24 protein-coding genes and 1 tRNA gene are annotated in these 22,757 nt (G+C 65.1%); 13 read left to right on the top strand and 12 right to left on the bottom strand.

The features are described 5' to 3' along the window. Position 1: 1 nt before the first annotated feature. Both C451_RS07705 and C451_RS07700 read right to left on the bottom strand, forming a co-directional pair. Complete coding sequence (locus tag C451_RS07705) at positions 2 to 2,455, bottom strand: xanthine dehydrogenase family protein molybdopterin-binding subunit (protein WP_007739442.1); 2,454 nt, start codon at positions 2,453 to 2,455, stop codon at positions 2 to 4. After that, positions 2,448 to 2,996: a (2Fe-2S)-binding protein gene (locus C451_RS07700; protein WP_007739441.1), complete on the bottom strand. Its 549-nt coding sequence runs from the start codon at positions 2,994 to 2,996 to the stop codon at positions 2,448 to 2,450. The genes C451_RS07705 and C451_RS07700 overlap by 8 nt, the downstream gene beginning before the upstream one ends. Before the next feature lie 274 nt (positions 2,997 to 3,270). Between C451_RS07700 and C451_RS07695 the strand changes: the two genes are divergently transcribed. Beyond that, entirely contained in the window at positions 3,271 to 4,725 is a 1,455-nt protein-coding gene (locus tag C451_RS07695; protein ID WP_007739440.1) for an NCS2 family permease, read from the top strand. Between the two features lie 75 nt (positions 4,726 to 4,800). On the opposite strand, the gene ade is transcribed toward C451_RS07695, so the two are convergent. The 4 genes from ade to C451_RS07680 all read right to left on the bottom strand — a co-directional run bounded on the left by ade (position 4,801) and on the right by C451_RS07680 (position 8,415). Further along, positions 4,801 to 6,471, bottom strand: coding sequence for an adenine deaminase (gene ade, locus C451_RS07690; protein ID WP_007739439.1), 1,671 nt, complete (start codon positions 6,469 to 6,471; stop codon positions 4,801 to 4,803). After that, positions 6,468 to 7,784: a 5'-deoxyadenosine deaminase gene (locus C451_RS07685; protein WP_007739429.1), complete on the bottom strand. Its 1,317-nt coding sequence runs from the start codon at positions 7,782 to 7,784 to the stop codon at positions 6,468 to 6,470. The genes ade and C451_RS07685 overlap by 4 nt, the downstream gene beginning before the upstream one ends. A gap of 125 nt (positions 7,785 to 7,909) precedes the next feature. After that, on the bottom strand, positions 7,910 to 8,071 hold the full coding sequence (locus C451_RS22605) for a hypothetical protein (protein WP_161605855.1): 162 nt from the start codon (positions 8,069 to 8,071) through the stop codon (positions 7,910 to 7,912). A gap of 107 nt (positions 8,072 to 8,178) precedes the next feature. After that, positions 8,179 to 8,415, bottom strand: a complete 237-nt coding sequence (locus C451_RS07680; protein ID WP_007739421.1) for a DUF5816 domain-containing protein — start codon at positions 8,413 to 8,415, stop codon at positions 8,179 to 8,181. Between the two features lie 94 nt (positions 8,416 to 8,509). Here C451_RS07680 and C451_RS07675 point away from each other — a divergent pair, with 94 nt between their 5' ends. Further along, complete coding sequence (locus tag C451_RS07675) at positions 8,510 to 8,914, top strand: universal stress protein (protein ID WP_004051197.1); 405 nt, start codon at positions 8,510 to 8,512, stop codon at positions 8,912 to 8,914. A gap of 5 nt (positions 8,915 to 8,919) precedes the next feature. Here the strand turns inward: C451_RS07675 and C451_RS07670 are convergent, their stop codons facing one another. Then, the gene (locus tag C451_RS07670; protein WP_007739420.1) at positions 8,920 to 9,921 is read right to left on the bottom strand and encodes a mechanosensitive ion channel family protein; all 1,002 of its coding nucleotides are present in this window, start codon (positions 9,919 to 9,921) and stop codon (positions 8,920 to 8,922) included. 192 nt (positions 9,922 to 10,113) lie between these two features. Here C451_RS07670 and C451_RS07665 point away from each other — a divergent pair, with 192 nt between their 5' ends. The 10 genes from C451_RS07665 (at position 10,114) to C451_RS07620 (ending at position 17,841) form a co-directional block, all read left to right on the top strand. Beyond that, positions 10,114 to 11,034, top strand: a complete 921-nt coding sequence (locus tag C451_RS07665) for an ABC transporter ATP-binding protein (protein WP_007739418.1) — start codon at positions 10,114 to 10,116, stop codon at positions 11,032 to 11,034. A 28-nt stretch (positions 11,035 to 11,062) separates the two neighbouring features. Further along, entirely contained in the window at positions 11,063 to 12,496 is a 1,434-nt protein-coding gene (sufB, locus tag C451_RS07660) for a Fe-S cluster assembly protein SufB (RefSeq protein ID WP_007739415.1), read from the top strand. Between the two features lie 3 nt (positions 12,497 to 12,499). After that, positions 12,500 to 13,711 carry a Fe-S cluster assembly protein SufD gene (gene sufD, locus C451_RS07655; protein WP_007739413.1) on the top strand — a complete coding sequence of 404 codons (1,212 nt, stop codon included), beginning with the start codon at positions 12,500 to 12,502 and terminating at the stop codon, positions 13,709 to 13,711. Positions 13,712 to 13,796: 85 nt separating this feature from the next. Continuing rightward, positions 13,797 to 14,279: a ferritin family protein gene (locus C451_RS07650; RefSeq protein WP_007739411.1), complete on the top strand. Its 483-nt coding sequence runs from the start codon at positions 13,797 to 13,799 to the stop codon at positions 14,277 to 14,279. Between the two features lie 25 nt (positions 14,280 to 14,304). Further along, complete coding sequence (locus tag C451_RS07645; RefSeq protein ID WP_007739410.1) at positions 14,305 to 14,736, top strand: metal-dependent transcriptional regulator; 432 nt, start codon at positions 14,305 to 14,307, stop codon at positions 14,734 to 14,736. A gap of 56 nt (positions 14,737 to 14,792) precedes the next feature. After that, a tRNA-Gln gene (locus C451_RS07640) sits at positions 14,793 to 14,865 on the top strand. 176 nt (positions 14,866 to 15,041) lie between these two features. Continuing rightward, complete coding sequence (locus C451_RS07635) at positions 15,042 to 15,608, top strand: SCP2 sterol-binding domain-containing protein (protein ID WP_007739408.1); 567 nt, start codon at positions 15,042 to 15,044, stop codon at positions 15,606 to 15,608. A 1-nt stretch (position 15,609) separates the two neighbouring features. After that, positions 15,610 to 16,818, top strand: a complete 1,209-nt coding sequence (locus tag C451_RS07630) for an acyl-CoA dehydrogenase family protein (RefSeq protein ID WP_007739406.1) — start codon at positions 15,610 to 15,612, stop codon at positions 16,816 to 16,818. Positions 16,819 to 16,820: 2 nt separating this feature from the next. Next, positions 16,821 to 17,489, top strand: coding sequence for a helix-turn-helix domain-containing protein (locus C451_RS07625; RefSeq protein ID WP_007739405.1), 669 nt, complete (start codon positions 16,821 to 16,823; stop codon positions 17,487 to 17,489). A gap of 94 nt (positions 17,490 to 17,583) precedes the next feature. Then, positions 17,584 to 17,841 (top strand): MTH865 family protein, encoded by a 258-nt coding sequence (locus tag C451_RS07620; protein WP_007739403.1) that lies wholly within the window; start codon positions 17,584 to 17,586, stop codon positions 17,839 to 17,841. Between the two features lie 44 nt (positions 17,842 to 17,885). On the opposite strand, the gene C451_RS07615 is transcribed toward C451_RS07620, so the two are convergent. From C451_RS07615 to C451_RS07595, 5 genes are all read right to left on the bottom strand, one after another. Further along, positions 17,886 to 18,143 (bottom strand): glutathione S-transferase N-terminal domain-containing protein, encoded by a 258-nt coding sequence (locus tag C451_RS07615; RefSeq protein ID WP_007739402.1) that lies wholly within the window; start codon positions 18,141 to 18,143, stop codon positions 17,886 to 17,888. A gap of 63 nt (positions 18,144 to 18,206) precedes the next feature. Continuing rightward, positions 18,207 to 19,604 (bottom strand): arylsulfotransferase family protein, encoded by a 1,398-nt coding sequence (locus C451_RS07610; RefSeq protein ID WP_007739401.1) that lies wholly within the window; start codon positions 19,602 to 19,604, stop codon positions 18,207 to 18,209. Between the two features lie 61 nt (positions 19,605 to 19,665). Beyond that, positions 19,666 to 20,187, bottom strand: coding sequence for an orotate phosphoribosyltransferase (gene pyrE, locus C451_RS07605; protein WP_007739400.1), 522 nt, complete (start codon positions 20,185 to 20,187; stop codon positions 19,666 to 19,668). Between the two features lie 90 nt (positions 20,188 to 20,277). Further along, positions 20,278 to 20,880 (bottom strand): DUF502 domain-containing protein, encoded by a 603-nt coding sequence (locus C451_RS07600; RefSeq protein WP_007739399.1) that lies wholly within the window; start codon positions 20,878 to 20,880, stop codon positions 20,278 to 20,280. 86 nt (positions 20,881 to 20,966) lie between these two features. Continuing rightward, a complete protein-coding gene (locus tag C451_RS07595) occupies positions 20,967 to 21,800 on the bottom strand; it encodes a proline dehydrogenase family protein (RefSeq protein ID WP_007739398.1) in 834 nt (277 codons plus the stop codon). 87 nt (positions 21,801 to 21,887) lie between these two features. Here C451_RS07595 and C451_RS07590 point away from each other — a divergent pair, with 87 nt between their 5' ends. Beyond that, positions 21,888 to 22,433 carry a CDP-2,3-bis-(O-geranylgeranyl)-sn-glycerol synthase gene (locus C451_RS07590; RefSeq protein ID WP_007739396.1) on the top strand — a complete coding sequence of 182 codons (546 nt, stop codon included), beginning with the start codon at positions 21,888 to 21,890 and terminating at the stop codon, positions 22,431 to 22,433. Positions 22,434 to 22,757 lie beyond the last annotated feature (324 nt).

The raw sequence follows: 22,757 nt of genomic DNA, 5'->3' as shown, positions 1-22,757 counted from the left end.
TTCAGTCGGCGGCCTCGTCCGCCGTGTCGAGTTTCGCCGCGATCTTCTCGGCGGTGATCGGCAGGTCGCTGACACGAACGTCGACGGCGTTGCGGATGGCGTTGCTCAGCGCCGGCGGCACGCCGTTGACCGGGATCTCGGCGACGGATTTCGCGCCGAACGGCCCCGTCGGCTCGTGGGTCTCGACGATGATCGACTCGATCGGTGGCTGGTCGTCGGCCGTCGGCATCCCGTAGTCACGGAAGCCGAGGGTTTCGGGCGTGCCGTCCTCGTCGAACGAGTAGCCCGAAGAGACGGCGTGTTCGTAGCTCATGTGCAGCGCGCCCTCGATCTGACCTTCGACGAGGTCCGGGTTGATCGCGACGCCACAGTCGACGGCGTAGACGAGATCGTGGATCTCGAACTCGCCGGTGCGATCGTCCACGGTAACGTCGACGAACTGTGCGCCAAAGGGCGGCGGCGATTCGTCGGTGCTGTGGCTCGCCTCACCCATCACCTGCGCGCGCTCGTCGTCGCCGTAGATCGAACCGTAGCCGATCTCTTCGAGCGTGACCGATTCGCCGGTGCGCTCGGCGTGGACCGCGCCATCGCGTGCTTCGAGCGTCTCCGGTGGCTCGTCGAGCAGCTTCGCGGCGAACTTCAACAGCTGCGTGCGCGCCTTCTCGGCGGCTTTCTTGACCGCTTGCCCGGTGATGTACGTCGTCGAGGAGGCGTAGGCACCGTAGTCGAACGGTGAGATGTCCGTGTCCGACGCCTGGACGAGAACGTCCTCGGGCGGAGCCCCGAGCACCTCGCCGGCGATCTGGGCCATCGCGGTGTCCGCACCGGGACCGATATCGACGGCTCCAGTTTGAAGGATGAACGAGCCGTCCTCGTTCATCTTGATGTGTGCGGCACCGAGCTCGTCGCCGGCGACACCGCTTTTCTGTGCGGTGAGTGCGACGCCACAGGCCCGGTGGAGATGCTCCTCGTCGGGCTGTTCGACGTCGTCCCAGCCGATCGCCTCCTTCCCGCGGTCGATGCACTCGCCGAGCCCGCACGAGCGGATCCGGCGGGTGTGCTCGCCGTCCGAGAGCACGCCGGAGGCGTCGTCGATGTCGCCCTCCTCGATGCGGTTGCGCGCGCGAAGCTCCAGGGGATCCATGTCGAGCTCGTGAGCGACCTCGTCCATGTGACCTTCGAGGGCGAAGTGGCCCTGTGGCGCGCCGTAGCCGCGGATCGCGCCCGCGACCGGGAGGTTCGTGTGAACCGCCGTGGCTTCGAAGCGGATGTTCGGCGCGTGCGTGTACAGCGGCAGCGGCTTCGAGCCGACCGAGCTGCTGACCGTCAGCCCGTGTGGCCCGTACGCCCCGGAGTTCGTCACCGCCGACAGATCGAGCGCCTCGACGTCGCCCTCGTCGGTGACGACGCTGCGCATTCGCACGCGGGCGGGTCGGCGCGAGCGCATCGCGTAGAACTGCTCGCGGCGAGTCGTTTCGAGCTTCACCGGCCGGCCGGCGGCCTCCATCAGTGCGACCGTGATCGGCTCGATCAGCATCGACTGCTTCGAGCCGAAGCCGGCACCGATGCGGGGTTTGCTCACCCGGATGTCCCTGATCGGCACGTCGAACAGATGCGAGAGCTGTCGGCGCGTGTGGTAGGGCACCTGTGTGCTCGTGATGAGGTGATAGCGATCGTCCTCGTCGCGATGGGCGATCGTCGTGTGCGGTTCGGGGACGCAGTGTGACTGGTAGGGGAGCTCCCACTCCGTCTCGGTCACGATCCGGTCGTCGCTGTCGGCGGCTGCCTCGAACGACGCCGCCACGTCACCGATCTCGCCCTCGATGTGTGCTTCGATGTTGCGCTCGTAGTCCGCGCCGGACTGCTTGTTCTCGATGTTGTCGGGATCGTGGATCTGTGGCGCGTCGGGTTTGGTCGCTGCAGCGGTGTCGAAGACAGCCTCCTCTTCCTCGTAGCTGACATCGATCGCGCGCGTCGCCCGGTCGGCGGTGTCGCCGTCGACGGCGGCGACCGCGGCGATCGGATCGCCGACGTAGTTGACCTCCCGCCGGAGCACGTGCAGGTCCCACGGGCTCGGCTCGGGGTAGGGCTGGCCGGAGGAGGTGTACGGTTTGTCGGGAACCTCTTCCGAGTCGGGCGTGATGACGGCGTAGACGCCATCCATCTCCTCGGCGGCGCTCGCGTCGATGTCGGTCACGCGCCCGTGTGCGATGTCCGAGCGCAGCACCGAGCCCGCGGCGAGATCGGGGAAATGCTGGGCGTAGTCGGCGGTGTATTTCGACTCGCCGGTGACGATCTTGCGCGCGTCGTCTTTCTCCTCGCGCTCGGCGATCGTCTGGCGCTCGCTCGCCGGCTTGCGGTTGTTCGGCGCTTCCTCGATCTCCATCGGATGCTCGCTCTCGGCCGCGGCAGCGTGCTGGCGCTCGCTGCTGCTGGCGTCGTCGGGTTTACTCATCGTTCACCTCACAGCCACAGCCCGAACAGGGTGCGTCGTCGATGGGCTGGCCACCGTCGGCGGCGACCGCGGTGTCGCCGTCCATCCGCTCGGCCGCGTCCTCGACGGCGTCGAGGATCTTCTCGTAGCCGGTGCAGCGACAGAGGTTGTCAGAGAGCGCCGCACGGATCTCCTCCCTGTCGGGGTCAGGGTTCTCCTCCAGGAAGTTCCGCGAGCGCATGATCATCCCGGGGATGCAGAACCCACACTGGAGCGCGGCGTTGTCGACGAACGCCGACTGCACCGGGTGGAGATCGTCCTGCGTGCCGAGGCTCTCGATCGTTTCGACGGTCGCCCCGTCGATCGTCGCGACCGGTTCGATACAGGACATCGTCGATTCACCGTCGACGGTGACGGTGCAGAAGCCGCAGTTACCCGTATCACAGCCGCGTTTCGCACCGGTGTAGCCGTTCTTCCTGAGGACGTCGAGCAGCGAATCCGACCGCTCGGCCTCGAAGGTCCGTTCCTCACCGTTGAGCGTGAGGTCGATTTCTACTGTCATGGTCGTTTAGGTTGTTTATCGCCGTTCAACGGGGCGCTCCCGCCGTGAGACGTCTGGCTGTGGTGTGGTTTCGATACACATAACTGTTGTGCCTAGACGTTTATTATCCAAAAGGTTCGTGATGATGTCGTTTCTATTCTTAATGATTAAATACACAGTATTAGGGTCGTATATCTGGCCGCCTGCGGCGATATGCGGCAAGAATCAATTATATTACATCATTACTCACGAACGACCCCAACAATTAAGCCGGTAGGTAGTATGGGAGCATATTATGGCAGGTGGTAACAAGCAGTCTGCAAGTGGAGAGAGCGAGGGTGGGTCGGTAACGACCGCGCTCGCGAACTACTTCGGCTTCGACGAGCACGGCACCGATCTCCGGACGGAGATCGTTGCGGGGGTCACGACCTTCCTCGCGATGTCGTACATCATCGTCGTCAACCCGGCGATACTGGCCGGCATACCCAGTGAGGGCAAGCCCGGGATCGTGATGCAGGGCTACACCCCAGTAGAGGTCCAACAGATGCTGACGGTCGTAACGATCGTGTCGGCCGTGATCGGACTCCTGGTGATGGCGTTGTACGCCAACCGGCCGTTCGGGCTTGCGCCCGGGCTCGGCCTGAACGCCTTCTTCGCGCTGACGGTCATCGGGACGATCGGCGTTCCGTGGCAGACCGCGTTGGCGGCGGTGTTCACCGAGGGTGTGATCTTCATCCTGCTGACGGCCGTCGGCGCGCGCTCGTACGTCATCAGGCTGTTCCCCGCCCCGGTGAAGTACGCCATCGGCACCGGGATCGGCTTCTATCTCGCGATCATCGGGCTCCAGGCGATGGAGGTCGTCGTCGCCGACCCGGCGACGCTCGTGACGCTCGGCTCGGTCGCGTCGAACCCCGTCGCGCTGCTCGCGGTGTTCGGGCTGTTCGTCACGCTCGCGCTGTACGCGCGTGGGATCCGCGGCTCGATCGTCGTCGGCATCGTCCTCACGACGGTGCTCGGCTATCTCGCGACCGTCGCCGGCTTCGTCGATCCCGGCGTCCTGTTCCCGTCGACGCTGCCGAGCGCCCAGTACGACATCACGCCGCTGATCGGTGCCTTCCTCAGCGGGTTCGCCAACGTCGACGCGTTCGTGTTCTCGCTCATCGTGTTCACGTTCTTCTTCGTCGACTTCTTCGACACTGCGGGGACGCTCGTTGGCGTCGGCCAGGCCGGCGGCTTCCTCGACGAGGACGGCAACTTCCCCGACATCGACAAGCCGCTGATGGCCGACGCGGTCGGCACCACGGCCGGCGGGATGATCGGCTCCTCGACGGTGACGACGTTCGTCGAATCCGCCACCGGCGTCGAGGAGGGCGGACGGACGGGGATGACGGCGCTGGTGATCGCCGCGCTGTTCCTCGTCGCGCTCGTGATCGTTCCGTTCGCGGCCGTGATCCCGCAGTACGCCTCGCACATCGCGCTGGTCGTCGTCGCGCTCCTGATGCTCAGAAACGTCGTCGACATCGAATGGGACAACATCGCCCACGCGATCCCCGCCGGGCTGACGATCCTCGTCATGCCGCTCACCTACTCGATCGCCTACGGGATCGCCGCCGGCCTCATCTCCTACCCGATCACGAAGACCGCCGTCGGCGAGTTCGACGACATCAGCGTCGGCCAGTGGCTGATCGCCGCCGCGTTCGTCGTCTACTTCTTCGTCCGCACCAGCGGGATGCTTCAGGGCGCGATGTAATCCCTTTCTGGTGACGAAGCGACGAAAAACCCTCGAAATCCGAACCCTCTCCACGTTTTAAACGATCGAACAGTGTTACCGATCGCGGACGGTGTCGACGTACTCCATCGTCGCGACGTCGACGAGCCCGTTGTTGGTGAGTCGGAGCTCGGGGATCACTTCGAGCGAGAGGAAGGACAGCTCCATCAGCCCGCCGTCGTGATCGAGCCCGATCGTCCGGGCTGCCGCCTCGACCGCGCCGAACTCCTCGGCGACGACGTCGAGCGGATCGTCGGACATCAGTCCCGCCACCGGCAGCGAGAGCGCGGTCGTCTCCCCGGACGCCGGATCGTGGACGGCGACGCCACCGCCGATCTCGCGGAGCCGGTTCGCGACCGTCGCCATCGCTTCGTGGGACGCGCCCGCGACGACGACGTTGTGCGCGTCGTGGGCGACGGTGCTCGCGACCGCGCCGCGATCGAGCCCGAGCCCGTGGACGAACCCGCGACCGATACTGCCGTCGCCGCCGTGGCGCTCGATGACGGCGAGCGAGAGGACGTCATCGTTCGTGTCGGGCTGGAGCACGCCCGCCGACTGGGAAACACTGGCCTCCAGCCGTTCGGTCTGGAGCCCACCGATGGCGTCGATCGCGCGTATCGGAACCGCTCCGTCGCCGTTCGGTGCTTCGATCGCGAGCTCCCCACCCTCGACCGACTCGAACGAGACGGTGTCGGTGGGGATCGACGACGACGGTGGCTCCGGGCGATCGGCGGTCGGATCGAGAACGCCGTCGATCATCACGTCCGTGGGGGTCCAGGGATCGAGCTCGTCGAGCAGGACGAGATCGGCCGGCGAGCCCGGTTTGAGACGACCGAACGGCAGGTCGTAGCTCTCGGCGACGTTGATCGTCGCCATCCGGATCGCGGTGACGGGATCGACACCCTCGTCGATCGCCGTGGCGACGGCGAAGTCGACTCCTCCATGTTCGACGAGATCGGTCACATGGCGGTCGTCGGTACAGAGGGCGAGATACCGGTCGTCGACCGCTTCGACGAGATCGAGCAGGTCGACGAGGTTCTTGCTCGCCGATCCCTCGCGGAGGTAGACCCGCAGGCCCACGTCGGCCTTCGCGCGCGCCTCCGCGAGCGTGATGCTCTCGTGATCGCTGTCGAGATGGCGCGCCGCCTCTTGGAGGTCGTCGCCGCGAACCCGCGGCAGGTGGCCGTCGACCGGGAGCCCGCGCTCGCGGGCGGCGTCGATCTTCGCGTGGACGGCTTCGTCGCCGGACACGACACCGGGGACGTTCATCACCTCGCCGAGTGCGACGACACGAGGCGCGTCGAGCAGGTCGGCGACCGCGTTGGCGTCGAGACTCGCGCCGGTGTCCTGGAGGTCAGACGCAGGAACGCTCGACGGTACGGTGATGCGGGCCTTGAGCGGCGTGTGCTCGGCGTCGTCGATGGCGGCCCGGACGCCCGCCGCGCCGCAGACGTTCGCGATCTCGTGGGGGTCCCAGACGACGCCCGTCACGCCGCGCGGGACGACCGTCGCACCGTAGTGGGGCAGCGTCACCATCGACGACTCGACGTGCATGTGGGCGTCGATCAGTCCCGGCGCGACGTAGCCGACCTCGATCTCGCGGTCGGCCGGGCGCTCGGCGAGCGCGACGATCTCGCCGTCGTCGATCGCGACCGCGCCGTCTTCGAGCTCACCGGTATGGACGTTCACCAGCGTGCCGCGGATCAGCGTGTCGACCGTCGTGGTCACGGCGCTTCGGCGGCGAGCGCGTCGATGTCGAGATCCACGCTCCGCGCTTCCCGGCGGATCGCCGCCGCGTCGACGTGCGCGAACTCGCCGTCCTCGTAGAGCACGTTGCCGTCGACCATCGTGAACTCGACGTCGTCGCCGTGCGCCGCGAAGACGAGGTGTGAGAGCACGTCGTGCAGCGGCGTCGCGCGCGTGAGATCGGTCGAGAGACCGATGATATCGGCCTTCCAGCCCTCCTCGAGCTTGCCGACCCGCTCGAAGCCGGCGGCGTCGGCCCCGTTGACCGTCGCCATCTCGAAGACCGTCTCGGCGGGCGTGCTCGTCGGATCGAGCGCGTCGACCTTCTGGAGCAGGCTGGCCTGGCGCATCTCCGTGAACGGATCGAGCGTGTTGTTACACGGCGGGCCGTCGTTGCCGAGCGCGACGTTGATCCCACGATCGAGGTAGTCGGGCACCGGCGCGATGCCCGAGGCGAGTTTCATGTTCGACGACGGGCAGTAGGTGACGTGCGTGCCGGTTTCGGCGAGCACCTCGCGCTCGGTCTCGTCGGTGTGGACGCAGTGGGCGAGCACGACGTCCTCTCCCGTGAGCCCGACTTCGTCGAGCCAGTGGATGTTGCGATAGCCGGTCTCGCGCTCGACGGTCTCGATCTCGTCCTGGTTCTCGCTCGCGTGCGTGTGAATCGTCACCCCGTCGTACTTGTCGGCGAGTTCGCGCGCGCCGCGGAGACAGTCCTCGGAACAGCTCACCGCGAACCGTGGCGTCACCGCGTAGCGGATGCGATCGTCGAACGCGCCGTGATACTCCTGGATGAGCTGCTCGCTCTCGTCGAGGCCGGCGTCGGTCTCCTCCAGCAGCCCGTCGGGCGACTCCTGATCCATGAGCACCTTCCCGAGCCGTCCGCGGATGCCGATCTCGCCGGCCGCCTCGAAGGCCCGATCGGCGTGCGCCACCGAGAGATGGTCGATACAGGTGGTCGTACCGCTCTCGATGCATTCGAGATAGCCGAGTTTGGCGGCCGCCTCCATCCCGTCGGCGTCGAGGTTCGCCTCCATCGGGAGGATGTAGTCGAACAGCCAGTCCAGCAGTGCCGTGTCGTCGGCGATCCCCCGTCCGAGACTCTGTACTGAATGGATATGACCGCCGACGAGCCCCGGTGCGAGCACGTCGTGGTCGGTGATCTCGTGATCGGGGTGGTTCTCCTCTAGCGACGCCGCATCGCCGACGGCGGCGATCCGATCGTCCTCGACGACGACCGCCCCATCGCGGATGACGGTATGTGCATCGGCAACGACAGTGCCACGTAATAACATGACGAAATATCGATTCCCGGTCAACGAACAAAAAGGTTGCTAAGCGATGGCCAACGGTGAGCAATGACGTAACATTCGGTACCGTTTCATATCATAAAACAGAGAAGTAATTACAAAAGAACCGATTACTGCTCCGATTCCGTGTCGTCGGGGAGTTCGGTTCCGCACTCCCGACATTGGTTCGGTTGCCACGCAACGGCTTTGACGACGGACTGGACGGCATCGCACTGCGGACAGTATTCTTCGATGTCCGATCCCTTGCTGTACGGCATACTGTGGCCGTGCATCGGATCGATCGAGCGAAGTATTTGTTGTCTAGTCTATACTTCTTCCCCACGCTCCTAAATGCAAATCGAAAACCGATCGAAGCGATCCCGTTCGTCGGCAGCGCCACTCACTCGTGGGCTGCGTCCCACTCGTCGGGCTTCTTGATGTTTGCACAGCGATTACATTTGAGACGGCCCATCGCGTCCATCGCGTTGTCGACGGTCTCGCAGTTCCCGCAGAGATAGCCCCATCGCTGCTCGGCGTGCTCGTCGGTGTAGACGACGAAGAACGGTCCCTTCGAGCCGCGCACTGTTTGCTCGCGATCGACGTAGCGGGTTCGCCCGTCGACCGTTGTCGCCTCCATGGGTCGACTGGGCGCTCGAACGGCAAGTGACTGCTGGGTCGCGCTCGCGCCGAAATGGAAACGTTCAGGCGTCTCCGACGGTTTCCTCCGTTACATGACGCTGGTCGTCGTGCCCGTTCGCTATCCGCTGAGCGAGCACTCGCGGCGGACCCTCAAGACCGCCATCGACGTCGCCGACGAACACGATGCAGCCCTCAGCGTGCTGCATATCGATCTCTATCATTCGAGCAAGCGCGTCACTCAGTCGGCGCTGAAAAACGCCGTCGAGGAGGCCTTCGGCCCGCTGTCGAACACGCGCTACGCCGTGCGACCGGGCTTTCTGGTCGAGGAGACGATCCTCGACGAGATCGCCCTGGAGGACGCCGACATCGTCGTCATCGGCCGCAAACAGACCAGTCGCTGGCGGCGGATGGTCGATCGGCTCATCGACGAACCCGACGTCGCCGACTTCCTGCGCGAACAGCTCGACTGTCGGGTCGTCACCGCGTCGGCCGACTAACGTCGCTATCGTGGGCGCTCCGTGATTCCGTCGTCGTCCGGCTCGTCGAAGACCACCTGTCGATGCGGGTACGGAAAGCCGATGTCGGCGGCCTCGAACGCTTCCCAGATGTTCTTCTGGACGCGCGAGCGCACCGCCGTGAGCTTGTAGGGCTCTTTCACCCAGTAGCGAAGCCGCAGCGAGACGCCGTTGTCGGCGTACTCGTCGATGTAGCAGGTCGGGGCGGCCGGATAGCGCGCGCTGCCGATGCGGATATCCGGCCCACCGCCGATGACGATGTCGTCCTCGCGGGCCGCCCGCTCGATGAGCGAGCGCGCTTCGTCGAGGTCGCACTCGTAGGGCACCAGCACGTCGAGGGTGAGCCGTGTCCGGAGATCCTCGGCCGAGTAGTTGATCACGTCGCGTTCACGAATCGTACCGTTGGGAATCACCAGAAAGGTGTTGTCGAGCGTGAAGATCTTGGTGTACTGGAAGGTGATCTCTTCGACGAACCCGCGCGTGCCGCCGTCGGTGTCGACGATCTCGATCATATCGCCGATCTCGTAGGACTGGTCGGAGAGGACGAACAGGCCGCTGATGATGCTCCCGAGGATCGGTGCGATGACGACACCAGCCGCCGCCGTCAGCACGGTCACCGACAGCAGGATGTCGTCGAGCCCGACACCGACGAGCGCCGCCGCCGTCAGCACCGCGAGGAACATGACGGCGACGCGTATCGAGCGCAGCACGGCCTGACTGACGCTCGGGCGGCGAAAGCGCCGGGCGACGCGGCGACCGATCAGCCTGACGAGCAGTTTGCCGCCGTACCACGCGAACGCGAGCACGAGGACGGCGAGAACGGCTCGCACCCACCACTCGGGCACCCATTTTGGGAGGAGTCGGTTGGCGGTCTCGACGACCTCCTGCGAGCCCTGCTCGATGCTCCCGTTGGTGCCGTTGGTTCGGTTGCCGTCCGGTGTGGCGAGCTGGAAGCGGCGGACGCTCGTCAGCACGCCAACGGGGTCCATACGCCCGGCTCAGCGCCGTCGCGAAAAAGGGTTGCGGACGCACCCGCCGACGGTGCGAGTCGAGCCGACGGGAGCGTCGGTCACAACAGTTCTCTTTCGCGCAGGGGAAAATGATTTTCCCTCATCGAAAATCGTTACGGGTGAATGGAAACGATTATGGGGGTCACGGGCCAACGGGTGAGTGATAGGACGATGGCACGTTTAGAACTCGATGACCTCCACGCAGAGGTCGCAGAGGGCGGCGAGAAGATCCTCGACGGAGTGGACCTGGAAGTCCGGTCGGGCGAGATCCACGCACTGATGGGGCCGAACGGCTCGGGCAAATCGACCACCGCGAAGGTCATCGCGGGACACCCGGCCTACGAGGTCACCGAGGGTGCGGTTCGCATCCACCTCGACGAGGACGAGTTCGAGGGCGTCGAGATCCCCGACGAGCTGCGTACCTGGGATCTGCTCGATCTCGAACCGAACGAGCGCGCGGCGCTCGGCGTCTTCCTCGGCTTCCAGTATCCCGCCGAGATCGAGGGCGTCACGATGGTGAACTTCCTGCGAACGGCGCTCAATGCCAAGCTCGAAGAGCGCGAAGAGCTGTTCGAGGACGACANGGACGACGAGGAGGCTGCCGAAGACGACGAAGAGGACGACGCGGGCTACGAGTCCTCGCCGATGGAGGGCGAGGCCGACGAGGGTGAGGTCGGCGTCGCGGAGTTCCAGGAGATCATGTCCGAGAAGATGGAGCAGCTGGACATGGACGCCGAGTTCGCCCAGCGCTACCTGAACGCCGGCTTCTCGGGCGGCGAGAAGAAGCAGAACGAGGTGCTTCAGGCCGCGATCCTGGAGCCGTCGATCGCGGTGCTCGACGAGATCGACTCGGGACTCGACATCGACCGCCTGCAGGACGTCTCGACCGGCATCAACGCGCTGCGCGACGAGCAGGGCGCGGGCATCCTCCAGATCACGCACTACCAGCGCATTCTGGACTACGTCGAGCCCGATCACGTCCACATCATGCTCGACGGCCAGATCGCCAAGAGCGGCGATGCCGATCTCGCCCGCAAACTCGAGGACGAGGGGTACGACTGGGTCCGCGAGGAAACCTACGAGACAGCCTGATAAGGCTTCAACCGCTACAAACCACACAATGAGTTCAGAGCAAGACCATCTACGAGAGACCGACTCGGAGAAGCGCTTCGAGTTCAAGAAAGAACAGAACGCCGCGTTCGCGGCCGAGAAGGGTGAGCTGGACGAGGAGACCATCCGGCTCATCTCCGAGGACAAGGACGAGCCCGAGTGGATGCTTGAGCGACGGCTCCGTGCGCTCCGGCAGTTCCACGCGATGCCGATGCCGACCGACTGGCCGAGCCAGCCCGACCTGAGCGAGGTCGACGTCGAGGAGATCGTCCCGTACATCCGGCCGGACGTCGACATGCGCGGCAGCGTCGACGACTGGACCGAACTGCCCGAGGAGATCCAGGACACCTTCGACAAGCTCGGCATCCCCGAGGCCGAGAAGAACGCGCTCTCGGGCGTCGGTGCCCAGTACGAATCGGAGGTCGTCTACCAGAACATGCAGGAGCGCTGGGAGGAGAAGGGCGTCATCTTCTGCAACATGGACAAGGCGGTGCAGGACCATCCCGAGCTCGTCAAGGAACACTTCATGACGAGCTGCGTGCCGCCGTCGGACAACAAGTTCGCGGCGCTGCACGGTGCGATCTGGTCGGGCGGCTCGTTCGTCTACGTCCCCGAGGGCGTCACCGTCGAGATGCCGATCCAGGCGTACTTCCGGATGAATTCGGAGGGGATGGGTCAGTTCGAGCACACGCTCATCATCGCCGAAGAGGGGTCGGAGGTCCACTACATCGAGGGCTGTTCCGCACCGCAGTACTCGAAGTTCAACCTCCACTCCGGCGGTGTCGAGGTCTTCGTCGGCGAGGACGCTCACGTCCAGTATTCGACGGTGCAGAACTGGTCGAAGAACACCTACAATCTCAACACCAAGCGCGCGATCTGTGAGTCCGAGGGGACGATGGAGTGGATCTCGGGATCGATGGGATCGAAGGCCACGATGCTCTACCCCTCGACGATCCTGAAGGGTCGCGGTGCGACCGACAACCACATCACGATCGCCTTCGCGGGCGAGGGCCAGGACATCGACACCGGTGCGAAGGTCTACCACAACGCGCCCCGGACCAAATCGACGATCGAGTCGAAGTCGATCAGCAAGGACGGCGGTCGCACGAACTACCGCGGTCTGATTCACATCTCCGACGGCGCTGAGCACTCCTCGACGAGCGTCGAGTGTGACGCGCTGATGTTCGACAACGAGAGTACGTCGGACACGATGCCGTACATGGAGATCGAGGAGTCGACGGTCGACGTCGCTCACGAGGCCACGGTGGGGAAGATCGGCGACGAGGACGTCTTCTACCTCCAGTCGCGCGGGCTGGACGACGACGACGCCAAACAGATGATCGTCGCCGGCTTCATCGAGCCCATCACCGAGGAGCTGCCGATCGAATACGCCGTCGAGCTCAACCGACTGATCGAACTCGAGATGGAAGGGAGCCTCGGGTAATCGATGAGTGCACAGCTCCACGCGAACCTCACGGAAGCGCAGGTTCGCGAGATATCCGAGAGCCTCGACGAGCCGGAGTGGCTGCTCGAAACACGCCTCGACGCGCTCGACGCACTCGACGAGCTCGAGATGCCCGACGTCATCCGGACGCCGGGGCGCAACTGGACGAACCTCTACGATCTCGACTTCGCGGGGTTCGTCGATCCGCTCAACGCGGCCGAGGAGAAGGACCAGGTCGGTCCCGACGAGGTCGAGGTCATGTCGATCACCGAGGCGCTCGACGAGCGCGAGGAGCTCGTCCGCGAGAAGTTCGGCTCGGTGATCGATCCGACCGAGAACTATCTGACGGCGCTGTCGACCGCGCTGTTCTCGACCGGCACGGTCGTCTACGTCCCTGACGGCGTCGACGCCGAGGACGTCACCGTCCGGACGCGGATGAACTCGCGGTCGCTGTTCAACTACACGCTGGTCGTCGCCGGCGAGTCGAGTTCGGTGACGATCCTCGAACGCCAGACCACGGGCGAGGACGTGGAGGGTGAGCGCTACTACTCGGGACTCGTCGAGATCGACGCCGACGAGAACTCGAACGTTCAGTACGGCTCGCTCCAGAACGTCGATCAGGAGACGTACACCTACTCGCTCAAGCGCGGCCACGCCGACACCTACGGTACGATCGACTGGATCGAGGGCAACCTCGGCTCGCGGCTCACCAAATCGTCGGTCGAGACGCGACTACTCGGCGAAGGTGCCGAATCGCAGATCGTCGGGGCCTTCTTCGGTCACGACGACCAGCACTTCGACGTCGCCTCGCGCGTCTGGCACGAGGCCGAACACACGACCGCCGATCTCGTGACGCGGGGCGTGCTCGACGACGAGGCACGCTCGGTCTACGAGGGCGTTCAGGACGTGGGTTCGGAGGCCTGGAACACCAACTCCTACCAGCGCGAGAACACGCTGATGCTGAGCGACGAATCGGAGGCCGACGCCTCGCCGAAGCTCATCATCAACAACCACGACACCGAGGCGAGCCACTCCGCAACTGTAGGACAGGTCGACCAGCAGGACCTGTTCTACATGACCTCGCGCGGGGTGTCGCCACGGGCGGCACGGAACATGCTCGTCGAGGGCTTCTTCGTGCCGGTGCTCGACGAGATCGCCGTCGAGGAGTTCCGTGACGATCTCGACGATCTCGTCGCGGCGCGCCTGCGGGAGTAATCGCTTAAGGGGTTGGATTCCCCAGTCAGGCTATGGACACGAACGAGGCATCGGTTTTCAACCACGCTGCGCGCGGGAGCGCTCCGTGAGCGTCAGCCAGCCGGTGGCCTCGGACCACCAGCTCGCCCGACTGCTCCAGATCGGGATGGTGCTCGAAGAGGTCGTCGAGGCACGCGCACACCAGCATTACCGCTCCGTCAGCGCGGATCTCGATACCGAGATCGAGGCGCTGTTGGAACATGCCGCCGAGGAGTCGGCCGATCACCGCGATCGGCTGGCGGCGCTGATCGACGATCTCGACGCCGAGCGGATCCCGTTCGAGCAGATCGCGCCGCTCGTCGCCGACCACTACGACCGTGACCGCGACACCGACGGTGTGCTGTACGATCAACTGTGCAACGAGGAGACCGCTTACAAGTTCTATGACGATCTCATCGCCGCTATCGAAGCGAGTTCGGCGACGTTCGGTATCGACCGCGAGCAGCTCGTGGCAACGCTGTCGGCCATCCGCGAGGAGGAAGCCGACGGCGCAGAGGAGGTTACGCGGCTGATGGAGGCGCGCGAATGAGCCACGGACACTCGCGGTGGCACATATGAACACGGCCGAGCAGTATCTGAAGGCGATCTATCTCGTCCAGCAGGTCGAGAACGGGCCGGCGGCTACGGGACGGTTGGCCGATTCGCTCGACGTGAGTCCGGCGAGCGCCAACGAGATGATCGGCAAGCTCGAGGACCGCGGGCTCGCCGACCACGAGAAATACAAGGGCGTGACGCTCACCGACGAGGGGATCGAGCGGGCTCGTGACTCGCTCCAGACCTACTGCATCATCGAGCGCTTCCTCGTCGAAGTGCTCGGCGTCGAGGAGTTCCGCACCGAAGCCAGCCAGCTCGAAAGCGTCATCGACGAGACGGTCGCCGAGCGCCTCGACACGATCATCGACCGCGAATCGCAGTGTCCGGACTGTTTCGCCCCCGACGAGGACGTCTGTGCGCTGCTCGATGCCGACGGCGGAGCCGCCGACTGATCGGGCTTCTCGAAGCGTTCAAGTGCGCTCCATCGATACGTGACCGTGCAACGAGCAGTCCCGTGGTGTAGCGGCCAATCATAATGGCCTTTGGAGCCATTGACGGCGGTTCGAATCCGCCCGGGACTATATCAACATTTTGACAATTCTCGAAACGATGGCGCTCTTTCCCGACCGGTGTTGGCTCCCACGACGCTCCCGTCGCTCGTCGGATAGTATATAAATCACCTGTTATTCATCGAAGCAAGCCCATTGGGTTCCCGGCCGTTTCGATCGTACGGTCGGCCACGAGCCGACAGATCACTATGACCGACGAGCAACTCATCCAGCGAATCGAGACCGCGCTCGAAGAGGAGCAGGACCAGCTCGAAGCGGACCTCCCGGCCATTCTCGCCGACATGGAGGGCCAGACCGACGAGCTCGTGCGCGAGCATCCGGCGGTGATGGCCAGCACTCTCGGGCGCATGGAGGAGATGGATATCGCCTCGTTCGTCTCCGCAAACCCCGAGACGGCCGACCAGTTCCAGGAACTGCTCTGGTCGGGCATGCGTGTGATGGTCGAGCGGAACCCCGAGGTCAAAGAGCAGATCAACGAGGACATCACCACGAACTTCGAGGCCGACGACTGCCCGATGGAGGGCCACCTGAAGGTCCGCGAGGAGGAAGAACTCGTCACGGGAGGGGCGGGCCAGCTCGACGATGCCGACATCACCATCACGGGACCGGCCGACGTGCTGGTGGGGCTCATCACCGGCACCGTCGACCCGATTCAGGGGTTCATGCAACAGCAGTACGAGATGGACGGCCCCGTACAGAAGGGGACGAAGCTCGCACCGATCATGAACAGCCTCTCCGAGCAGGTGCCCGAGTGAGATGGAGTTGACCGACGAACAGCGGGCGTTTCGCGACGATCTCCGGGCATATCTCGACGAGACGATCGACCCGATCGTCGACGAAGCCGACAGAAACGGGCCGATGGACCGTGAAGAACTGCTCGGTTACGTCAACGATCTGAACGACCTCGGCGTCGGCTTCGATCCCGAGACGGCACCGAATTTCTTCGGCGACGTCCGGAACTTCACGATCGCGGCCGAGGAGATCAGCTACACCTGGCCGAGCCTGCTCGTGGGCGTGATGATGTCCTTTCCCGCCCTGTTCGTCCAGTTCGCGGCCGAGCAGACCCGCGAGGCGATGCTCCCGAAACTCGAAGACGGCGACTGTCTCGCGGCGCTCGCCGTCACCGAACCCGAGGGCGGGAGCGACACCGCACGGCCGAACACTGTCGCGGAGAAGGACGGCGACGAGTTCGTCCTGAACGGCGAGAAGACGTGGGTCGGCAACGCCCACTACGCCGACTGCGTGCTCGTGGTCGCCCACGACGACTCGACGGGCGCGTCGGACATGTTCATGGTCGATCGCGCGAACAACAGCTTCGAGACCCAAGAGATCGACAAGATGGGCTGGAAAGGTGTCTCGAATGCCCGGATCTCCTTCGACGACGTGCGCGTGCCCGAGGGCAACCGGCTCTCGAACATGTTCTCCAACGCGATCATGGCGGGCAACGAGATGAACGACATCGTCCCGTTCCCCGAGAGCGTCACGCAGCTGTTCTTCGACCAGAAACCGCTCAACGCGACGTTCTCGTTCATGCGCACGGGGATGTCGTTCATGTCCGTCGGCATCATGCAGGCGGCGTTCGACGCCGCGCTCGATCGGGCGACCGACCGCGAGACCTTCGGTAAGCCGATCGCCGAGCATCAGCTCGTCACCGAGCAGCTCTACGACATGAAGGCCGGGCTCGAAACCTCGCGCCAGCTCTCGCGGCGTGCAGCCGAACTGCTCGAAGACGGTAGCGAGGACGCCCGCCTGATGTCCTCGTTGGCGAAGGGCTACACCAGCGAGACCTGCAAGGACGTGACCGACGACGCGATCCAGGTGTTCGGCGGCGAGGGGCTGAAGACCGAAAACCGGCTCGAACGCTACTACCGTGACGCCCGCGTCATGACCGTTCCCGACGGCACCACGGAGATCCAGAAGCTGATCGTCGGGAAGGAACTCACCGACGCCAGCGCGTACAGTTGACGGTGGAGCGATCGACCGACGAGCGCGCGCATATCCGGCAGTTCACCCTCTCGCTTCGGCCGGACGAGGGGCTCGTCCATCCCGTCGACGACGCACTCGCGGCCGCACCGGCGCTCGACCGGCAGTCGTTGAGACACGTCCAGAGCAACCCGGAAACGAGCACGCTGTGCTACCGGATCGAGGGTGACGAACGCCGTCTTCCCGCAGTGCTCGACGAACGATCGGATGTCCTTCTCGACGACGTCATCCACGACGACGGTGGCGCGTTCGGGCTGTACCTCCGTGTCGAGGGCGAACTCGCCGTGTTCGAGCGCTGTTTCTTCGAACAGGGTGTGCTCGTCGATCCGCCGATCGCGATCACCGGTCGTGGGCTCCGGCTGCAGGTCATCGGGACGCCCGCGATGATCAAACGCGCGATGGAGCGCCTGCCCTCGGGGATCGCCTGCTCGGTCGATCGACTGGGTGGTGCCGAGAGCGATGGCCTGCTGGTGGCCGCACTCACCGACCGCCAGCGCGAGGTGATCGAGACGGCCTTCGATCTCGGCTACTACGAGATCCCGCGACGAACGACGCATGCCGACATCGCCACCGTGCTCGATCTCTCGGGATCAACCATCGACGAACATCTCCGCAAGGCCGAAGCCAAACTGATGGAACAGCTGCTCTCCTGATGGTCGATCGCCGATATGTCGGTACTGGCCACTTAAATTCCACCGTATGAGCGGCCACAGAGCTACGCCGCGACGGCACCATCCCCCACCTGCGATGTCAGACAAAGACGACATCAGACAGCAACTCCACGACGGGTTCGCGGATGCCGACTACCCCGTATCGAGTCCGATGGATCTCGTGCCGGCGCTGCCGAACGGGCCGTCGACCACCTTCGAGTCCGGCGACGTGAGCTTCACGGCGATGGAGCTCAACACCCAGGCCGGCGGCCGGCAGGATTTCCCCTACGAGGACGTCGATCCGCTCGTCGACGACGTCATGGCCGGTCTCGACGACGAGGGCTACTTCGACTGAGACGCGTCGCTATCGGCCGGTAATCGACACGAAAAAGCGCGTTCTCAGGCCGCTGCGTCGCCGTAGGTCTCGTCGAGGTAGTCGACGATGTCGTCGGATTCGCTCATGCCGTCGACGTCGTGCTCGGGATCGACGAGGACGGGGACGCCGGTCTGGCCGCTGACCTCTTCGACTTCGGTGCGCTCGTCGTGTGAGCTCGGCACCATATGCGATTCGTAGTCGAGATCGAGATCGGCGAGTTTGTCTTTCACTTTCGCACAGTACGGACAGCCATCCAGTTCGTAGAGTTCGAGGTTCGACATCACCAGCAGTACGGGACCAAGCCACAAGAACGCCACGATGTTGCGCGCAGAGCACAACACCGATCAGGAGAGCACGCCCGCGACCCGTCGTTGGATGCGCCGGCGTTGATAGACGATCTCACCGATCGCCCAGACGAGCACGACGAGCAGCGCCCCGACGAGCGCGGCGAAAGCCCAGCTCGACAGCCAGACCGGGCGGAAGAACGGCGTCACGTGCGCGTAGCGCTCGGCGGCGGACTGGACGACCTCCTGGACCGGCGTGCCGGCCGCTGCGGCCGCGACCCACGACGCAAACCTCGTCCGGTCGCCGGGACCGCTCGCGGCGCTGCCCGAGAGGGTGTGGTTGCCCGACGCGTTCATTGCGGTGGCGGTCGGGCCGTGTGACCCGCCGACCGAGGCGTTTCGCTCGGCCGATCCGGCGGCGCTCAGTCGTTCGGCGTCGTAGGGTGCCCACGGTGCGTAATACTCCCAGACGATCTCGCCGTCGGGCGTGACCTCGACGACGCGATGGCTGAGCGTGTCCGTGATGAGCGTGTTGCCGTTGGGCAGGCGATCGGCGTCGCGCGGCCAGTTGAACCCGCCGGAGAGCTCCCACGTCCGATTCCACTCGCCGGGCCCCTCGCGGGCGTACTCGATCACGCGGTCGTTCTCGGAGTCGGCCACCAGTATCGTCGGCGTGCCGTTCGGCCCTTCGAGATAGTCGGGGTTGTGCTGTTCGAACAGCCGCGAGTGGTTGCCGTCGCTGCCGAGGCGCATGGTGATGTTGCCCGTCTTCCGATCGACGACGATCGCCTGATCGAAGTTGCGCGGCGAGGCGAGATACTTCCCGTCGCCGATCTTGTCGACGTCGTTGACGTGTGACCAGTCCTCCGAGTAGCCGCCGTCGGTCGATTCCGGGAAGTGCTCGTTGAACGTCCACTCCCAGACGATCTCACCTTCGCTGCGGTCGTAGACGAACAGCCGATCGTTCGCGACGCCGGATTCGTTCGTCTTCCGCATGTTCGCCACGAGCAGCTGATCGCCGTTGATGAGGTCCACGTCGTGGGTGTCCTCGGCGTCGAACGTCTCCTCCCAGACGCGGCTGTCGGTCTCGGGATCGAGTTCGTACACCACGGTGTCGCCCGGCACCGTAGAGGTCACGAGCAGGTTGCCGTTCGCGAGCGGATCGACGTCGTAGAACCAGCGTGCCCCCTCCTGGGAGCCGTTGTGGACCCACTCGGTCGTGCCGCGTGGGCCGGCGGAGACGAGCCGGGCCGGCTTCTTGCCGTTGCCGATGCCCTGGAAGTGGAACCCCTGCACGCTCACGACCGTCGAGCCGTTGGCGGGCTCGTCGATCGTACCGGGGCCGAGATTCGTCGGCTCGTAGGTGGCCGCCGAGACGGCTGCCGCGAGGAGCAGTGCGCCCACGACGAGCGCGAGCGCGCCCCTGAGCAGCCAGCGCCGCGGCGGAAGCGAAGCCATACGCGTTCAGCGCAGCCCGGCGGTTGAATCGCTTGCGATTGCCGTCGCGCGGGCGGCCGGTTTACTCGTCGGCGAGCAGCTCCGACGCCGTGACCAGCGCGTCGAGTTCGACGTCGGCCTCGGCGAGGGTTTCGCTGGCACCTTCCTCGCGGTCGACGACGACGAGCACGCGCTCGACGTGCGCGCCGGCCTCCCGCAGCGCTTCGACCGCATCGAGCGCGCTCTGACCCGTCGTGGCGATGTCCTCGATGACGACGACCGACTCGCCCTCGGCCAGCTCGCCCTCGATCCGATTGCCCGTTCCGTACTCCTTTTTCTGCTTTCTGGCGATGACGTACGGCGAATCGGTCTCGACGCTCGTCACGGCCACTAGTGGCACTCCGCCGAGTGCGACGCCCGCGAGTGTCTCGTCGTCGAGCCGTGTCGCGAACGCGTCGGCGATCAGCGAGAGACAGTCTGGATCGGTCTCGAAGCGGTATTTGTCGACGTAGTAGTCGCTCGTACCGCCGTGGGAGAGTTCGAACTCGCCGAATTCGACCGCGTCGGCCCGTCGCAGCGCGTCGATGAGTTCCGTGTCGGTCATGCCGTCGGATCGACCGCAGCGGGTATAAACGGCGCGACAGCGCCCGACGGCGGTCGGTGCAGTCGACGTGAGAGTATCCGCCGGTGCTGCCTACGACTCACGATAGAGCGGTTCCTCGCGGACGTCGATGGGAACCTCGGAGTCGTTTGTCTCGCCGAAACCGGCGCTGAGAACCCGTGTGAGTGCGTCCTCGACGCGTTCGTCGGTCTCCTCGTACTGGTCGGGTGCGACCTCGATGACGAACCCGGTGGTGATGTTCGGCGCGGTCGGGAGAAAGAGCACATCGCGGCCGTCCTCAGTTCGTTTGCCCGTCTTGAACGCCGTCATCCGCAGGCCGTCCCACGTCTCGAGTTTCACCGGTGCCTGGAGATCACCGGTGCCCGTGACGGCCGTCTCGACGGCCATCTTCGAGGCGTTGTAGACCACCCGGAGTCCCGGCAGGCTGTTCATCACGTCGTCGATCGCCCCCTCCACCAACGGGCCGCTCGCGGTGCGCATCAGATAGCCAGCGCCGAAGACCAGCAGTGCGAACACCGCGAGCGTGAGCGGTACCCGGACGATCGCCGGCTGGATCGCCTCGATGAAGGGCAGGCTGGCGATCGTGTTGTAGACGAATGCGAGCACGTAGAGGGTGACGATGATGGGCACGAGCACGACCAGTCCACGGGTGCCATCGCGCTTCCACGAGACCATTGGCCCGTATGATTTCCCGAAGGTTATGATACTGCCGGCGAAATCCGGGTCGAGCGTCGGTCCGTCGGCGTCGACTGGAGCGGTCGCTACCGACCGATCAGCGCGCGCAGCCCGAACAGCAGGTTCTCCCGACGCTCCATCATCCGCCGGTAGAAGTACGACAGCCAGCTGTCGCCGTAGGGAATGTACTGATAGACCTCGTGCTCGGCGGCGAGGTCGTGCTGTGCGTCCTCGCGAACGCCCATCAGCATCTGTATCTCGAAGGCCGTTCCGTGCTCGTCGTGGAGTTCCTCGGCGTAGTCGATCATCGCGGGATCGTGGCTGCCGACCGCGATACCGCCGTCGAACTCGGCGAACATGATCTCTAGACACTCGCGATAGGCCTCGTTGACGCGCGACTTCTCCCGGTAGGCGACGTCGCTCGGTTCGTCGTAAGCACCCTTGACCAGCCTGACCTTTCCCGGGTAGTCGGCCAGTCGGTGAAGATCGTCGGGCGTCCGCTTGAGGTTCGCCTGCACGCAGACGCCGATCCCGTCGTACTCCTCGACGTGGTGGGTGTAGGCGTCGAGCGTCGCGTCGGTCGTCTCGTGGTCCTCCATGTCGATCCAGAGGAACACCCCCTGCTCGGCCGCCCGCTCGACGACGAGTTCGAGATTGGAGCGAAAGCATCCCTCGGCGATGCCGAGGCCGAGCTGTGAGGGCTTGATCGAGACCGTGGCGTCGATATCTTCCCCGCCGATCGCCTCGATGAGCGCGCAGTAGGACTCGCGGTCGGCGGCGGCCGGCTCCGGGCTGTCGTAGTGTTCGCCGAGGAGATTACAGATGCTGTTGATACCCTCGGTGTCGAGCACGCGGGCGTGGCTGATGACATCGCGTTCGGTCTCGCCGGCGACGAACCGATCCGCGATCGGCGGTATCATGGTCGCAAGTTTTGCCGTCGGCGGCAAAGAACTGTCGCTCGCGCGCCGAATCCGGGCGGTTAAGAGCGCCCCGGGTCGAGTGCCTCCGTGACTCTCGTCGAGACGGTCGCCGTGGCGATCTGGGCGCTGTTACCGGCGTACGTCCCGAACAACGCCGCCGTGCTTCTCGGCGGTGGTCGCCCCATCGACGGCGGTCGGACGCTCGACGGCGCACGCCTCCTCGGTGACGGCAAGACCTGGCGCGGCGCACTCGCCGGTACGCTCGCCGGTGTGGAGGTCGCTGCCCTGCTCAACGTGCTCGCCCCCACCGTCGGGACCGCAATCGGGCTGGCACTACCGACGTTTCCCCCTGCTGCCGCCCTCGCGCTCCCGCTCGGCGCGATCCTCGGCGACATTGTCGCCTCCTTCCTCAAACGGCGCACCGGCCGCTCGCGCGGCGCGGCGTTCCCGGGCCTCGATCAGCTCGACTTCCTCGTCGGCGCGCTCGTGCTCACCGCACTGGCCGCCACCACGTGGTTCACCACGACCTTCACTCTCTCCGTGCTCGCGGCGGCACTCGTGCTGACGCCGCTCCTACACGTCACGACCAACGTGATCGCCTACGGGGCCGGATTGAAGAGCGAGCCGTGGTAGTACCTTTTTACTTCGTCGGGTTCGCGCTCCGCGCGAACCACTCCTCGCAAAAAGCTACGCTAAAAACTTCCGCTCGCTCCCGATGGTCGCTCGCGGCGAACCGCGCTCGTTCCACTCGCGCGGATTCGATAACTTCCGCACAGCACCGCTCCGCTGAAGCCCTCGGCGCGCTCACTGCGTTCGCTACTCGCTCCCTTCGGTCGTCTGCTCGCGGGCCGGAGGCCCGCTCGCACGGTACGAGGGACCTCCGGTCCCTCGCTACTCGCGCCTCGCCCTTCATCCGCCAGGCCCGCACCGCAACCACACAGCCACCGCGACCGCCGC

Source organism: Halococcus thailandensis JCM 13552, assembly GCF_000336715.1.
In the GTDB taxonomy this organism is placed as follows: Archaea; Halobacteriota; Halobacteria; order Halobacteriales; family Halococcaceae; genus Halococcus; species Halococcus thailandensis.
This window is presented reverse-complemented; position numbering and strand designations above follow the sequence as displayed.